Raw genomic sequence first — 14,046 nt, forward strand, 5'->3', positions numbered from 1 at the left:
TCTGGCAAGGTAGATGCAGGAGATACGGTATTTGCTTTCCTGAGACCGGAAAACATAGCTTTAAGTAAAACTTCCGCACAATCCAGCATCAGAAACTCTTGCAGGGCAGGGTTACGGAAGTCTTGATACCTGGAGCTCTTGTCCCGGGTAAAGGTTGAACTGCGGAATCACCCTGAATGCCCTTATAACCTGGAAATCGGCAGAAAAAATGGATATTTCTCCGGATGCCCGGGTTTATGCCCGGTTCAGGGCAAATTCTGTTCATGTACTCCGCTAAAAGGTGAGGTCTGTGAAAGCGAAAACAAAGCTCTGGTTTACCGAAGATGGAAGGACAGTAATGGGGGCTGGCAGAGCCGAATTGTTGAAAACAATTGACGAAGAACGCTCCCTCCGTAAAGCCTGTCAGAAACTTGGAATTTCCTATAAACATGCCTGGATGATGCTTAAAAAAATGAATGATGCTCTTGGCGAGCCTGCGGTAGTTACTGTACGTGGGGGAAAAGACCAGGGAACTTTTCTGACTGATCTTGGAAGAAAACTGCTTGTTGAGTACGAAACAAATAAAAAGCTGATTAATGAAGCTGTAGGGGACGAAACCTCATGGGAAAATGTAGGCTTCAAGCTTTCAGCCCGAAATAAGCTTCCCGGAAAAGTAGTTGAAGTCGAGAAAAATGGGCTTGTCTCCAAGCTCACAATTGAGATTGAACCTTCAGTCCTTACCTCAGTGGTTACGGAGGAGGCAGTCGAAAAACTGGACATAAAGCCAGGAGACCGGATTTATGCGGTCATAAAATCCACAGAAGTAATGGTCGCAAAAGCCATCGGTGAAAAAGAGCCTGTAAATTCTGGCTCAAAAAGGTCTGATACAGACTGAACTCTTTTTTTTAGGGGCATTTTAAGATCTTTATTAATTTTAAGGTCTTTATTAATTTTGAGAACTTTATTAATTTTGAGAACTTTATTAATTTTGAGAACTTTATTAATTTTGAGAACTTTATTAATTTTGAGAACTTTATTAATCAGGATTCGAAAAAAAGATGAGTGCCTGTAAGAATATTATTTACAGGCACTTTTTGTTTCTTTTTGTTTTATTCTTTTAACTTCCTGTTTTCAGGGTCAGCTTATTTTCCAGGTTTCAGGTTATTTTTGCTGCTGTTTTTTCCTGAAAATCACAAAGAAGGCTGCCAGAGCCATGAAAGCAATTCCGGCTCCAAACTGGTACCCTGGAAGCCTTTTTTGAGCAGGCAGAACTTCAACATTAACCTTTACACTGTCAGAGATCTGGTCATGCCCGTTTACATCCTCATAGAGGATCTCGCTGTTCAGGGAATACAGTTTGGCTGTTGCATCCTCATCCACGTCTATATCAAAAATGGCAACAGCGGTCTTTCCCGGGCCCAGGGTTCCAAGATAAGCCTGGTCGTCGGTTGTACTGAAGGGGTCACTTGCACTGAGCCTTACGGTTGCATCCTTTGCAGGCTTTTCTCCCGTGTTCTTGTATGTTACATAAAGCATCCCGCCTTGATCAGGATAAAGCTCACCTGTTACATTCGTAACCTCAAAGTAGGGTTCTTCCTTGACCTTTATCTCTATAGTCTGGGTCTGGGTCTGATTTTCATACCAGATGCCTACCTCTTTGTTCCTGACAAGGCCGATGTTGTTGTCAAAGTCGTCTCCGCTCAACTGCACATTATGCTGGTACATGTATGACAGGTCAAGGGTCAGGGGATACGTTCCTGCAGGAGTATTCTTGTTTATCTCAACAGTGAATTTTGTCGGGCTTGAACTCTGTTTACCCTGTTTGAGGGTGCCTGCTTCCTGAGGCCCGGATTTAACTTTTACATACTCGTTATCAGATTTGAGGGTTGCAAGGATGCCTACTGCTGTTGTAGCCTGCGCTTCATACTGCATTTCAGCCTGCTGAAGCATTATGTCAACATACTCCCCAAAGTCTGCATCTTTTTCTGACTTAAATCCGGTGATGGCGCCTTTATTCATCATATTTATGTTAAGGGTTACAGTATCTCCCCTTGAATATTCGTTGTCTCCAACAAGTGTGGCGTTAATATCGGGTCCTCCGTAAACAGTGTAGTAGTTCTCACTGATATCGAAGTTTTTAGGGAAAGCTGCCTGTGCTGGCAGGGCAGCAGAGCAAAGGATTAGAAGAGCTGTGATAGTAGCAAAAAATCCATTTTTATTCATTCTCATCACCTGGCGCGGTTTCATCATTATTCCTGTTTCTTTTCCTGTACATATTTACGATCTGGTAAAGGGCGATAAGGATAATCAGTATGATTGCTATGCCTGTTATGCTGATTTTTTTCTCAGTCGCTTCAAGAGGCACATGCACTTTCAGGTTATTTGAAAAGGAGGTTTCACCATCCTTGTCAACATACTTTATCTCGCTGTCAATTCCATAATTCTTTACAGTAGCTTCCCTGGCCGAAGCAATCTCGAAGCTGGCAGTCCTGCTTTCCCCCGGCCCTATGTCTCCGAGTCTCACCATGGACTTCTGTGTGCTGAGTGGAGTCATTACGATTATTCGGGCAGTGGCATCCTGTGCAACCTCTTCTCTTGTGTTCATATAGGTAACATTGATGACTCTGCTTTCTCCCTGTTTCAGGTTTCCTGAAACCTCTGTCACTTCAAACTTCGGCTCACTTTTTATGGAAATCGGTATCCTGAGAGTCTCTTCTTTTGTATCGTAATCTATCGTATATTCCATGTCCGTAAGTCCCAGGTTTATAATTTCCCCGGTTGCGGTCCGGACATTTGCCTGATAATCATAACTTACGGGCAGCAGGAGTTCATAATTTCCAGCAGGGGTATCACTGTCGATTTTTATAGTGTACTGGATATTTGCTGTATATCCCGTCTCAAGCTCTTCCACATTCTGGATATTGCTTGCGGACTTTACTTCAATGTATTCAGTTCCGGAAACAAGGACTGCATTGATGTTTTTCGCTGTTGTACATTCTTTTTCTTCTTCCATTTCAGCCTTCGCAAGCATCTCCTCATTGGCATCGCTTATTCCGGCCTGATTAACGTTTAATCTCTTAAATCCGTCTATTACTCCTTTATTCGCAATTTTTATTTGCAGGTTTGCAGTCTCTCCCCTGCTGAACTCTGGATTTCCTGTTACTGATGCCTTCAGAACAGGTTCCCCGTAACTCCTGTAATAGTCCACTGTATATCCATAATCCGGGACAATAAAGTCTGTCTCATCGTCTCCAAGGGCTGGGAATGCAGTGATTGAAATTATTAACAGGACTAATGTAAATCTCGAAGCTTTCTTCATTATTTCTTGTCTGGTTTTTCCGGGTGCTTGTATCATACATCTGCCCCCTGAATTTGTTTTTTTGCCTCTTTCTCTGCCGTGGCTCCTCTCCTCTTTTCTCTCCAGGTATCAAGGACCACTATAAGCGGTGGGAAAACTACAAAAGTTGCCAGGAGAGCCATCAGGACATCCACAACCGTAACTATTCCGAAATTGCTGATCATAGGGAAGGGGGAAACGACCAGTGCCAGGAATCCAAATACAGTGGTCGCTCCTGAAGCAATGATTGCAGTTCCTATTTTGGCACTGGTCATATGGATAGCTTCCATAGGAGTTGCACCTGCATCTTTTTCCTCAAAGTAACGCTCCATCATAAGGATCGCATACTCAGACCCTACTCCCAGAATCAGAGCTCCAAGAGTTGCTGTCATGGGAGTGTATTCGATATCAAGGTAATACATAACTCCTCCTGACCAGCCTATTACTATGAACATGGGGATGATAGGGACTACCGCTTTCAGCCAGTCTCTGTAAACAACGAAAAGCCCTGCAAGCACAAGAATAAGCCCCAGGAAAGTCATTGCTACTCTACCACTGGTAAGAGCTGTAATAACTTCTATAAATACAACATTGTTCCCGGTAATAGTGACAGATGTACCCGGAGGGGCTGGCATCCATTGCATATCCTGTTTAACAATGTCAGTTAGTTCCTGAATACCTGTTACTTTAATGTCCGCAACCGCATTTCCTATATTGAAATTAAGGAGAAGCATATTTTTCCCGTACATGTAACGGTCTTTCTGAGATTCCGGGATCTCAGCATAAATAGCTTCTATTTCCTGGCTTGTATCCGGGATCGTGCCTCCGTTCCTTTCCTTCACCAGGGGTACAATGCTAGAAGCGCTGTAAATGTGCTTTCTTCCTTCAACTTCATGCTCGGAAAACCGATCTATCCACTTCAGAACATCCGGATTCGCTGTATCTTTAACCTTGATAATAAGGTTCAGTTCATCTGTCCCGCCCATGATGTCTCCCATATGCGCGAGGTCCACAAGAGCAGGCATATCCTGGGGAACGAATGTTTGCACGTCAGTCTCAATTGGTACTGACTGATCCACATAAAGCCCGCCTAAACAGAGCAGGCTTGCAATTCCCAGTACAATAATATCGTATCTGATTGTCAGGTCGGTAGTTTTCTGGAGCAATTTCTCTGTTATATGCCCCTCTCCTCTCTTTTTTTCCGACTTTTTCTTTTTATCCAGACCTGCCGGTTTTATCTTTCTGGCAATTTTCTTTAGAGGATTTTTGTCCGAATACTTATCAAATAGTGAAATTGTTGTAATTCCCACGAATATGGAGGAGAGATAACACATTATAATGCCTATCAGGAGCAGTTTTCCAAAGTCCTGGATCATAGGCACTGAAGATGTAAAGAGAGATACAAAGCCAAGCGCTGTCATTCCCAGAGCTATTAAAACTGCAGGTCCAGTATTCTTTATGGTTTCTACAACTGCCCTTTCCTTGCTCTCGCTTTTGTGCAGTTCTTCTTCAAGCCTGTTATGGAACTGGATAGCATAGTCTATCCCCACGCCTATGAGGATCGGGAACGCAGCCATTGAGACCATGGAAAGGGAAATTCCGATATAGCCCATAGCTCCAAAGGTGTAAATAATTCCGAGAAGGACTACCGGTAGAGGGAGAAGGCCCCATCGGACGTGTTTGAACACGAAAAATAATATGATAACCATGAAAAGACCGGAAAGTCCCAGAAGCACACCCATGCTGGAATTCATTTCGTAGTTCATGGAGACCATGAAGGCCGGGTCACCTGTGACGATGATGTTGTAAGAAGGTGGAAATTCTGCAAATGAAACCGAATCTTCAGTGGCATAAAGGATATCTTCCTGTGCAGCGTCACTGGTTGAGCCGGCCATTACTACTGAAATCAGAATGTGAGTATTATCAGGGACAATCTGTCCGAAAATTTCAGGGTTTCCATCTATAATAGCTTCAATCTCTTTATCGGTATCTGGAATCACGTATCTTCCTGTCATCTGGTAATTAACCATTTTGATCAGGGAGGCAGGGCTTGTGGTTTCTATTACACCCTCAGTGCCCTGGAGCTGGTGTTCCATTCTGTCCACGGCTTTCATCAGGTCAGCGTTTTTCACCTCATTGCCCTCTACCATTACCACAATTGATTGAGTCTGAAATATTTTTTGATAAAGGTGATCGTAGTCCTGATAGAGAGGGGAGTCTTTCCCTACAAATGTCTCTGTTCCTGAAGCCATCTCTATATTTTGTGCGCCCTGTGTTGCTATGACTATGAACAGAAAGGCTACCAGAAGTATGGAAAAACGGTTATTCTGAATAAAAAATCCCAGTTTTTCAAAAGTATTTTTAATAGTAAATCCTCTCATAATTTTTAGTATCCATACAATTTAGGGGCCTTGTTGCATTTATCTGACCTGCCTGTCTTTATTCAGGCTGGAGATCTGCCATTCAAGGCTTATTCACACAAACTTCTCTTTTCCGACTGTATGAATAGTTCTTTAATGTCTAGGCTCTGTGAGTATTATATTTAGAAAAGATTTAAATCTATTGTTACTTTAGGGGTAACAGATGTTTTTACAGCACAATAATCAATTAATTTGCAATCTGGAGAAGATGGGGCTAACTGAAAACGAGGCAAAAGCCTATGTAGGGCTTGTCAGTCTTGGAGAGGCTACGGCACGAGAAGTTCATGAACTTACAAACGTGCCGAGAGCCAAGATATATGAAGTCCTTAAAGTACTCGCAAAAAGGGGTTATCTGGAAGTCCGACAGGGCTCTCCGACTTACTTCCGTGCAGTTGATCCCAAGCAGGTAATAGGCAAGATAAAAGACGAATTCATTAACTGCGCAATCGAAACTCTTGACCAGCTCAATGAACTCAGTTATGAGCTTCCCAGGACATCTCCTGTCTGGTGCATCCAGAGCGAATGGGGGATTAAAAACAGGATCCGTGAAATTCTCAATGGGGTAAAAGAAGAGCTGATTGTCTTCTCATCCAGCCCCAGGTTCTTTCAGGAATTTGAAGCTGAACTGAAAAAACTGGAAAAAACCTGCCAGTTAACCTTTATTATAAGTGAACCTGAAAAGTTTGAATCGTTTCCATTTGAGTTCCGGGAAACCACTAAAGAATTTCGCGAGTTCCTGAACAATATCGTAATTGATGGAATCAGGTATGACGAAGAATTTTTTATGATAGCTGACGGAAAGGAATCAATAGGGGTGCACAGCGCAGGAGACAAAAGAGAAGCGGTTGTAATCAAACTGCCAGTTGTTTGTTACCTGCAAAAGATGATTTATGATAGGGTTCTCGAGCCAAGCTTCGTTAAAAAAAATCGTAAATCTGCTTGATAAACTTTTTCAGGCCTGTATTTATAAAGTCCCAATCTTCGGGTAATATTAATATGATTTAATAATAAAGTTCCCTTACAGGTTTATATTTATAAATCCAGAAAATAAATCTCGGCAGGTGTATATGGTGAATAGTGTGAAAATCAAGGATATCAGCATTCAATGGTTAGGGCATGCCGGTTTTTTGCTTGAAGGGGAAGGCAAAAAAATCTATATTGATCCTTTTAGGATTGCTCAGGAGCCTGCTTTTGATGACAGGGCAGATATTCTCCTTATCACTCATGAACACTATGATCACTGCAGCCCTGATGATATCAGGAAGGTCAGGAAATCTGACACTACTACCCTTATCCCTGAAAATTGTTCTCTTGAATTCAAGGGAGATGCAAGGAGGGTTGCTGAAGGGGATATTCTGGCTGATGGGCTTGAGATCAAAGGGACCCGTATTGAAGTGGTCCCTGCTTATAATATTGATAAGCCGTATCATCCCAGAGGGCTTGGAGTGGGGTATATCGTAGAACTTGAAGGGTTAAGGATTTATCACGCAGGAGATTCAGACTTTATTCCAGAGATAGAGGCTATCAATGCCGATATAGCTCTTCTGCCTATCGGGGGTACGTATACCATGAACGAGGAAGAAGCCGCGAATGCAGCAGCAGTTATATCTCCCGGTTTTACTATTCCCATGCATTATGGTTCAGAAGGAATTAACGGAGACCCCGAAAGGTTTAAAGCTCTTGTACACAGCAAGAACCCGGATATTAATGTGATTATTTTGATTCCTGATCAGTTTCCTTCGACGGATAGAACAGGACACCCATTTAAGTAAAATTTCAGGATAGATTTACCAATGCCCAGAGCAGCCAGGAAACAGCAAAAAAACCTTATTCAGAACATAGCCGTCCAGCGTATGTGGCGGCTTTTTGAGCGTGCAAAAGTTGAGCTTCCGGAAAACCCTGAGCGCAGCAGGCATTACGTGCAGCTCATACGAAACATTTCCATGAGGAACAGGATAAGCATTCCGAGAGAAATCAAAAGCAGGATCTGTAAACACTGCTATTCTTTTCTTACTCCCGGATATAATTCACGTTACAGATTGAATGAAGGGTTTGTTGTCATAACCTGTGAACATTGCGGAAAGGAAATGAGGTATCCTTATAAAAAATTAAAATAAAATCAGGGTTATGTTTCCCCCTTTCCAGGTTACAGGCAGTTTTAAGCTTCATTTGCAATTCAGGTAGCGATCCGGGTACTGTCTTCACAAACAGAATAACACTCATTAGCGATCAGGATAATGATCATCAGCGAGCAGATAATTACACTAATCCTGAAATATAAAATACTGTTTAAACTATTTTCATGTTTTTGCAGGGACTTCCTGTCCTCTCATTTTTTTGATTGCCAGGGCTATCTGTTTTGCAATAACGGACTTTGGGCCATTATCGTCTACAAGCACTCTTCCGCTAACTTCCCACCAGGATTTGGGATAGGCTTTTTCAGGCTCCACTTCCGGGTTCAGGCCAAGTTGTCTGGCAGCTTCTTTGATTTCGTTCAGGTGCGGTTCCTTTATGGAGTTTTTCCGTGAGATTATCCTGCCGCTGCTTCTGGATTTTGTCTGGTCGATATATGCCGGCCAGATTACAAGTTTTCCCTTATCTTTCATCATCATGCTATCTGCGTCCTAAATTGTTTTCATCAAATTTAAAACTGCCCGGAAGCTTCCATAATTTCCGGGTTATTTCTGAATATCTCCCGTCCCTGAGTTTTTATTATTTATGAGAGATTTACGAGAAAATTCTATTTTTTAATATTATACCTTTTTTTCTTTAATCTTGTAGCCTGTATTTTTTATTTTATATCCCGTATTCTTAATTTCATATCCCGTAATTTTTCAATCTTATAGCCTGTGATCATTTTTTTCAATCAATAACCTGTAATTATTTATCTTTCCCCGATAATTTCTCCACGGTGTATTACTATGGTTCCTGTGTTTTCAATTGATGAAAAAGTCACAGCTTACATCAGGAAGAGTGGGATGGACTTCAGGCTATCCACTTCCCCGAATGGTCCTGTACTTCTTCCTCTCGGAGAAATTTCTCCAAAGCCCTCTGATATGAAAATTCTTGTTGGCAGCAATATTCTTTACGTCTCAAAACTCCAGGCAAAGTATATCAAAAAAATTGATTGGCCTATGGTAGAAAGGTACTTGAGTTCTTCAGGAGAATCAAAAACCTGAATTTTTGTGAGAATGGGCCGGAAACGATAAATTCACTTTTGATTCCATAGATTATCCTTTCTGTTAAGGTCTTTACAGGTTATCTTTTTGTTCAGGTCTTTATAGATTATCCGCTTTGTTTATTAAGAAGAGGGAGCAATAAGGTAAAGATTGACCTGTTATGATCCTGCAGCTTGTTCTAAACCTTAATAAATTGCTGCCGGCTAAAAAGAGATCGCTTCGAGCTCAAGGGAGAATTCTTCCGTGAAAATGAATACAAAAAATATGTTTATACTCCTTGCCCTGATGGTGATCTTCATATCGGGCTGTGTTGACCAGAAAAAAGAGATCACTATTGATGAGCCTGGCAACATCTCCAGTTATGAATTTGATGTTTTTCTGGAAGAGTGGGATAACAACACTCCAGTAAATACCACCACATACTATATTCTGGAAAACAAAGTTGAAGTTCAGGCTGTCCATCTGGTTATAAATAGCAGCAAGCTTGAAATTTTCCCTCCGGATTCTCTTGGAGGAGGCTCTGAGAAGGAACCCATTAAAAACTTTGTACTGCTGGTAGAGCCTGCGAACGAAACAGTTGCGGGACCGGAAACCTTTTCGAGGCTTGCAAACAGCATCAACGTTACATACCTGAATTACACTCTCACGCAGGACGTTTCCAGGGGCATGAAGGTAGTAAATCTCGAATTTGAGGAAAACGTTACAGGTTTTATTGCATATACTCTTGATGCGCCCGGAACCCAGAGCTTTACCTTTATGAAACCTGATTCCGAGTTTATACGTGTGATTCTCCCTGAGGGCTATGTTACAGGCAACAGGGTTTTCGGGATAGCAAGACCTGCACCTTCCAGCACAGGCTTTGATGAGAAAGGAAGACATACTCTCCTGTGGGTTTATTCTGAAATGGGAGAACGTGAAGAAGCTATTCAGGTTAAATATTATACTGAATCCGCGCCCATGTATTTCTTTGCCGCAATCGTGGCTCTGCTTTTCGGGGTTGTGATGGTGCTTATGCGTTATTCCAGAAGCAGAAAGGAACTGGAGAGCGTCAGGGAAATCTTCGAACTCGAAAAAGAATACGAAAAGAAAGGACAGAGAAAAAAGAAATAACTTTAAGGTAAGGATTTCCTTTATTATTTCTTTTTATTATTTTTTATTACTTTTTATTATTTTTTATTATTTTTTATTATTTTTTATAATTTCTTTTTACAATTCTCTCTGCTATTTCTTTTTTTAATAATTCTTATTCTTTTTTAGTCAATTAAGTAATTATTTATTCAAGTTCTTCCTATTATCTACTGATGAAGGCGTGGGGAAATGTCCGATGTAAATTTCTTAATTCCTTTAAGGCTTCACCTGAAGGTCTCTCTCCTGTTATCGGCTCCCTTCTCCTTCTGCTGATTACATTTATACTCGTGGCTGCAATTGTTAGCAGTGTAGCCCTCTCTGGCAGTAGAATGAATCTCCAGCCTCCTGTTGTAAATATAGATCTTGAATCCTGTGAAGGAGGGCTTTATGGAGTTGGCCATTCAAGCCACTGGGTCACATTTAAAGAAAATCGGATTGTTCTTATGCATGAGGGAGGAGACTCCCTTTCACCAGACTCTATCTCTATAAAAATTTCCGGATATGGAAATTCTTTCCAGGGGAACATTTCTAATGGGACTGGAAAAAGAGCTGAAGGAAATTTAGAGGTTCTTTACATGGATCTGAGCCAGGAAAGAAAAAATCAAAAATACTACGTTGCCAATAATAATGCCACTCTTGAAGATGGCTCCTGGGATATCGGGGAGAGACTTATCCTCTGCGGACAGGACAGCCCAAAAAAGTCCGCTAAATCCAGTGTAGTAGTCAGTGTAAATGGGAACGGTAACACCTCTGACAATTACGGTTTCAAAGCAGGTACTGAAATAACCCTGAAAATTATTGACAGAAAAAGCAGGAATGTCATTTCTGAACAAAAAGCTACTGTCAAATTTGTAGATTGATTTGATACGAGAAACAGCATTGCTAATTAATGACATATGTGAAATGATATGGGTGAATGAAAATGCTAAATTCTTTCCGTTAATTGTCAACATTTTTCAAATATTGAACTAATCTGGGTTCTGTTTTTTAAGAACTTAACTGCTTATCAAAACTCTCAATTTTTGATTTTTCTCTAAGAATGTTTTTTGCATTTATCCCGCAGCATCTCTTTTTTACTTTTTTTGTAATATTTGTTAATAAATAACTTGAGGACCATATTCGTTATGTTCAAATACACATTTCTAACTAAAATATTATTTTATATGGAGAAGAGTATGAGAAAAGCATTTTTTATTTTGATGGTCCTGTTAAGCGTATTCCTTGCAACAGGATGCACAGATACCGAACAGCAGCCAGATACTACAACGATTACAGAACCGGACACTACAACAACTGCACAGTCAGAGACCTCAAAGTTGATAGTTTCTACCACGACCAGTCTGGAGGACACAGGGCTTCTGGAAGAAATAGAGGCAGCATTTGAGGATAAATATCCCGGAGTGGACGTACTGGTTATATCCGGAGGCACAGGAATAGCCATACAGTATGGTGAAAGAGGAGATGCTGATATTCTTCTTACTCATGACAAAAGTCGGGAAGAAGAATTTGTGAATAATGGATTCGGTACAAATCGTACGGAAATAGCATATAATTATTTCTGGATTGTAGGACCTGAAAATGATCCTGCAGGAATAAATGGTCTTAACGCTACGGAAGCATTTACCAGGATAATGGAAGAAGGTCAGAATGATTCTGATCAGGTTAAGTTTGCCTCTCGTGGGGATGATTCAGGTACACATGCACGGGAGAAAAAAATCTGGGAAAGTACTGGAGTAAGTTATGGCGAAATTAATAGTTCGGGTGAATGGTACATTGAAAGCGGCAGAGGCATGGGAGAAACCCTTTTGCTTTCCAATGAACAGAATGCTTATACTTTAACCGATTCCGGAACATTTCTTGCATATACGAACGAAGGAAGGATACAGATTGTACCAATAGTGACTGCAGGCGATGAACTGCTTAATGTTTATGCAGCTATGCCTGTGAATCCAGAAAAGCATCCAAATGTGAATTATGAAGGTGCGCAAAACTTTGTAGACTTCCTTGTTTCCTCTGAAGGGCAGGAAATAATCGGAAACTTTGGCAGGGAACAATACGGGGAGCCTCTCTTTACCCCAATATCCGAAGGTTTGCCATCCTGAGGATGGTTAACCTGCAATTTTTTTAGCCAGAGCAACTCAAAGAAACTGAGATAACTATAATATCACTAAATTACAGTGTGTATCAAGTTCAGGTGGTCGTTTGAATGAAATTATTCTGGCAATTTTTCAGGCAATAGAACTGATAGTAGAACTTGATCCAAAACTGATTCAAATAACGAAATTAAGCCTTTATATTTCGTTAACTGCAACACTGATAGGCTCATTAATATCGATTCCCATTGGTGGAATGATCTACTATTATGAATTTTGGGGAAAACGGACAATAATAAACCTGATCCAGACCCTTTACAGTGTTCCCACAGTTCTGGTGGGGCTTTTCCTTTTCCTGTTAATATCCCAGCAGGGTCCCTTCGGGTTTTTAAAACTTCTTTTTACTCCCACTGGAATGATTATAGGGCAGGTATTGCTAATACTGCCTCTTCTCATTGGATTTACTATCACCGCCCTTGTTGGGGTCAGCACTCAAATAAAAGAACTGGCAATATCCCTTGGAGCCAGCACATACCAAACAATAATTACCATTATAATAGAAGCCCGTTATGCTATAATGAGTGCTGTGATACTTGGTTTTGGAAGGGCTATATCAGAAGTAGGAGTCGCCATACTTATTGGAGGCAATATCAGAGGTTTTACGAGAACTTTTACCACAGCCATATCTCTTGAAACATCTAGAGGTAATCTGGTGCTTTCTATAGCATTGGGGTTTATACTTCTTTCTCTGTCTCTAGTAATCAATTTCTTATTGAACTATTTGCAGGGCAAGGATTAATTCAAAAAAACTTAGTTCAGGTTTAAAGATGCACATAGTGGAATTGGAAGAAATTTACAAAAATTACGGAAAACTTGAGGTTCTAAAGAATATTAACCTGCAAATAGAAAAGGGGACCAGCACTGCTCTTGTTGGACCGACTGGCTCTGGAAAAACTGTTATGCTCAGATTAATCGATTTACTGGAAAAACCATCTTCTGGAACTGTGTATTTTGAAGGTGCTAATGCCAATGAATCCAATAATACCAGGCTGGAGGTAAGAAGGCAAATTGGAATGGTTTTTCAAAAACCTCTTGCTTTTAAGGCAAGCGTTTATGATAATATTGCTTATGGTTTGAAAATCAGGGGAAGAAAAGAGAATATGGACGGGAGAATCAAAGAACTCCTCGAAATGATTGGTCTTCCCGGTTACGAGAACAGAAACGCGCTTAAATTATCAGGTGGCGAAACCCAGAGGCTTGCACTTGCACGGGCAATGATTACAGAACCAAGGTTACTGTTACTTGATGAACCAACTGCAAATCTTGACCCTATCTCTAAAAAGAAACTTGAAGAACTGATCCTGAAAATTAACCGGGAATCCGAAACAACCATTATAATGACCACTCACGACCTTTTACAGGGCCAGAGGCTTGCAGAGAATATGGTCATACTTTATAATGGCCAGATCCTTCAATCTGGAACTCCTGATCAGATATTCAGAAAACCGAAGAATAGATTTGTGGCTGATTTTGTTGGTATTCAAAACCTGATGAGTGGTATAATTGAGGACAGTTCCAATGGTCTGGCAGCAATTAAAACAGATTCCATAACTGTATTTGCCGTAACGGAAAAAGAAGGTAAAGTCCATTTTACTATAAGGCCCGATGAAATAACAATATCCAGGGGAAAGGTACAGACCAGTGCCAGAAATACAATTCAGGGTAAAGTTGATGAAATAATTGACACCGGGTCCCTTATAAAACTAACAGTAAACACCGGCGAATTATTCACTATTTTTATAACACGCGAATCCCTTAATGAACTCAATATTTCTATAGGAACCAGTATCTGGTTATATTTTAAAGCATCTGCAGTTCATGTATTTTAATCCATGAAAAATTAATTTGTT

General features: G+C 40.8%; 15 protein-coding genes. 11 read left to right on the plus strand and 4 right to left on the minus strand.

Features of this window, described 5'->3' with window-relative positions:
• The first annotated feature begins 154 nt into the window (after positions 1–154).
• The gene (locus M886_RS17685; RefSeq protein ID WP_080503040.1) at positions 155–277 is read left to right on the plus strand and encodes a TOBE domain-containing protein; all 123 of its coding nucleotides are present in this window, start codon (positions 155–157) and stop codon (positions 275–277) included.
• A 12-nt stretch (positions 278–289) separates the two neighbouring features.
• Positions 290–874, plus strand: a complete 585-nt coding sequence (locus M886_RS05175; protein ID WP_048039318.1) for a TOBE domain-containing protein — start codon at positions 290–292, stop codon at positions 872–874.
• Between the two features lie 266 nt (positions 875–1,140).
• Here the strand turns inward: M886_RS05175 and M886_RS05180 are convergent, their stop codons facing one another.
• From M886_RS05180 to M886_RS05190, 3 genes are read right to left on the minus strand one after another with little or no spacing between them, the layout of a single operon-like run.
• Positions 1,141–2,202: a COG1361 S-layer family protein gene (locus M886_RS05180; protein ID WP_048039319.1), complete on the minus strand. Its 1,062-nt coding sequence runs from the start codon at positions 2,200–2,202 to the stop codon at positions 1,141–1,143.
• A complete protein-coding gene (locus M886_RS05185; RefSeq protein ID WP_011033498.1) occupies positions 2,195–3,334 on the minus strand; it encodes a COG1361 S-layer family protein in 1,140 nt (379 codons plus the stop codon). Before M886_RS05185 ends, M886_RS05180 begins: the two co-directional genes overlap by 8 nt.
• On the minus strand, positions 3,331–5,697 hold the full coding sequence (locus M886_RS05190) for an efflux RND transporter permease subunit (RefSeq protein ID WP_080942096.1): 2,367 nt from the start codon (positions 5,695–5,697) through the stop codon (positions 3,331–3,333). The genes M886_RS05185 and M886_RS05190 overlap by 4 nt, the downstream gene beginning before the upstream one ends.
• Positions 5,698–5,899: 202 nt before the next feature.
• Here M886_RS05190 and M886_RS05195 point away from each other — a divergent pair, with 202 nt between their 5' ends.
• From M886_RS05195 to M886_RS05205, 3 genes are all read left to right on the plus strand, one after another.
• Positions 5,900–6,679 (plus strand): TrmB family transcriptional regulator, encoded by a 780-nt coding sequence (locus M886_RS05195; protein WP_011033500.1) that lies wholly within the window; start codon positions 5,900–5,902, stop codon positions 6,677–6,679.
• A gap of 124 nt (positions 6,680–6,803) precedes the next feature.
• Positions 6,804–7,508, plus strand: coding sequence for an MBL fold metallo-hydrolase (locus M886_RS05200; protein ID WP_048036433.1), 705 nt, complete (start codon positions 6,804–6,806; stop codon positions 7,506–7,508).
• 21 nt (positions 7,509–7,529) lie between these two features.
• Positions 7,530–7,853 carry a ribonuclease P protein component 4 gene (locus M886_RS05205; RefSeq protein ID WP_048036437.1) on the plus strand — a complete coding sequence of 108 codons (324 nt, stop codon included), beginning with the start codon at positions 7,530–7,532 and terminating at the stop codon, positions 7,851–7,853.
• A gap of 183 nt (positions 7,854–8,036) precedes the next feature.
• Here M886_RS05205 and M886_RS05210 read toward each other — a convergent pair whose 3' ends face one another.
• A complete protein-coding gene (locus M886_RS05210) occupies positions 8,037–8,342 on the minus strand; it encodes a signal recognition particle protein Srp19 (RefSeq protein WP_011033503.1) in 306 nt (101 codons plus the stop codon).
• Between the two features lie 315 nt (positions 8,343–8,657).
• On the opposite strand from M886_RS05210, the gene M886_RS05215 reads away from it, so the two are divergent.
• The 6 genes from M886_RS05215 (at position 8,658) to M886_RS05240 (ending at position 14,025) form a co-directional block, all read left to right on the plus strand.
• Positions 8,658–8,915, plus strand: a complete 258-nt coding sequence (locus M886_RS05215) for a hypothetical protein (RefSeq protein WP_011033504.1) — start codon at positions 8,658–8,660, stop codon at positions 8,913–8,915.
• A 249-nt stretch (positions 8,916–9,164) separates the two neighbouring features.
• Positions 9,165–10,025 carry a DUF5803 family protein gene (locus M886_RS05220; RefSeq protein WP_226987744.1) on the plus strand — a complete coding sequence of 287 codons (861 nt, stop codon included), beginning with the start codon at positions 9,165–9,167 and terminating at the stop codon, positions 10,023–10,025.
• A gap of 191 nt (positions 10,026–10,216) precedes the next feature.
• The gene (locus M886_RS05225; protein WP_011033506.1) at positions 10,217–10,903 is read left to right on the plus strand and encodes a type IV pilin N-terminal domain-containing protein; all 687 of its coding nucleotides are present in this window, start codon (positions 10,217–10,219) and stop codon (positions 10,901–10,903) included.
• 315 nt (positions 10,904–11,218) lie between these two features.
• Positions 11,219–12,145: a substrate-binding domain-containing protein gene (locus M886_RS05230; RefSeq protein ID WP_052273694.1), complete on the plus strand. Its 927-nt coding sequence runs from the start codon at positions 11,219–11,221 to the stop codon at positions 12,143–12,145.
• Between the two features lie 100 nt (positions 12,146–12,245).
• Positions 12,246–12,935 carry an ABC transporter permease gene (locus M886_RS05235; RefSeq protein ID WP_048050799.1) on the plus strand — a complete coding sequence of 230 codons (690 nt, stop codon included), beginning with the start codon at positions 12,246–12,248 and terminating at the stop codon, positions 12,933–12,935.
• 28 nt (positions 12,936–12,963) lie between these two features.
• Positions 12,964–14,025 carry an ABC transporter ATP-binding protein gene (locus M886_RS05240; RefSeq protein WP_048050800.1) on the plus strand — a complete coding sequence of 354 codons (1,062 nt, stop codon included), beginning with the start codon at positions 12,964–12,966 and terminating at the stop codon, positions 14,023–14,025.
• Positions 14,026–14,046: the final 21 nt, after the last annotated feature.

Source organism: Methanosarcina soligelidi (assembly GCF_000744315.1).
GTDB classification, from domain to species: domain Archaea; phylum Halobacteriota; class Methanosarcinia; order Methanosarcinales; family Methanosarcinaceae; genus Methanosarcina; species Methanosarcina mazei.

Bases quoted from the DNA above. Each gene is read 5' to 3' on its own strand.
- M886_RS05180 (WP_048039319.1), bottom strand. From the start codon at position 2,202: ATGAATAAAAATGGATTTTTTGCTACTATCACAGCTCTTCTAATCCTT.
- M886_RS05185 (WP_011033498.1), bottom strand. From the start codon at position 3,334: ATGATACAAGCACCCGGAAAAACCAGACAAGAAATAATGAAGAAAGCT.
- M886_RS05190 (WP_080942096.1), bottom strand. From the start codon at position 5,697: ATGAGAGGATTTACTATTAAAAATACTTTTGAAAAACTGGGATTTTTT.
- M886_RS05195 (WP_011033500.1), top strand. From the start codon at position 5,900: ATGTTTTTACAGCACAATAATCAATTAATTTGCAATCTGGAGAAGATG.
- M886_RS05200 (WP_048036433.1), top strand. From the start codon at position 6,804: ATGGTGAATAGTGTGAAAATCAAGGATATCAGCATTCAATGGTTAGGG.
- M886_RS05205 (WP_048036437.1), top strand. From the start codon at position 7,530: ATGCCCAGAGCAGCCAGGAAACAGCAAAAAAACCTTATTCAGAACATA.
- M886_RS05210 (WP_011033503.1), bottom strand. From the start codon at position 8,342: ATGAAAGATAAGGGAAAACTTGTAATCTGGCCGGCATATATCGACCAG.
- M886_RS05215 (WP_011033504.1), top strand. From the start codon at position 8,658: ATGGTTCCTGTGTTTTCAATTGATGAAAAAGTCACAGCTTACATCAGG.
- M886_RS05220 (WP_226987744.1), top strand. From the start codon at position 9,165: ATGAATACAAAAAATATGTTTATACTCCTTGCCCTGATGGTGATCTTC.
- M886_RS05225 (WP_011033506.1), top strand. From the start codon at position 10,217: ATGAAGGCGTGGGGAAATGTCCGATGTAAATTTCTTAATTCCTTTAAG.
- M886_RS05230 (WP_052273694.1), top strand. From the start codon at position 11,219: ATGAGAAAAGCATTTTTTATTTTGATGGTCCTGTTAAGCGTATTCCTT.
- M886_RS05240 (WP_048050800.1), top strand. From the start codon at position 12,964: ATGCACATAGTGGAATTGGAAGAAATTTACAAAAATTACGGAAAACTT.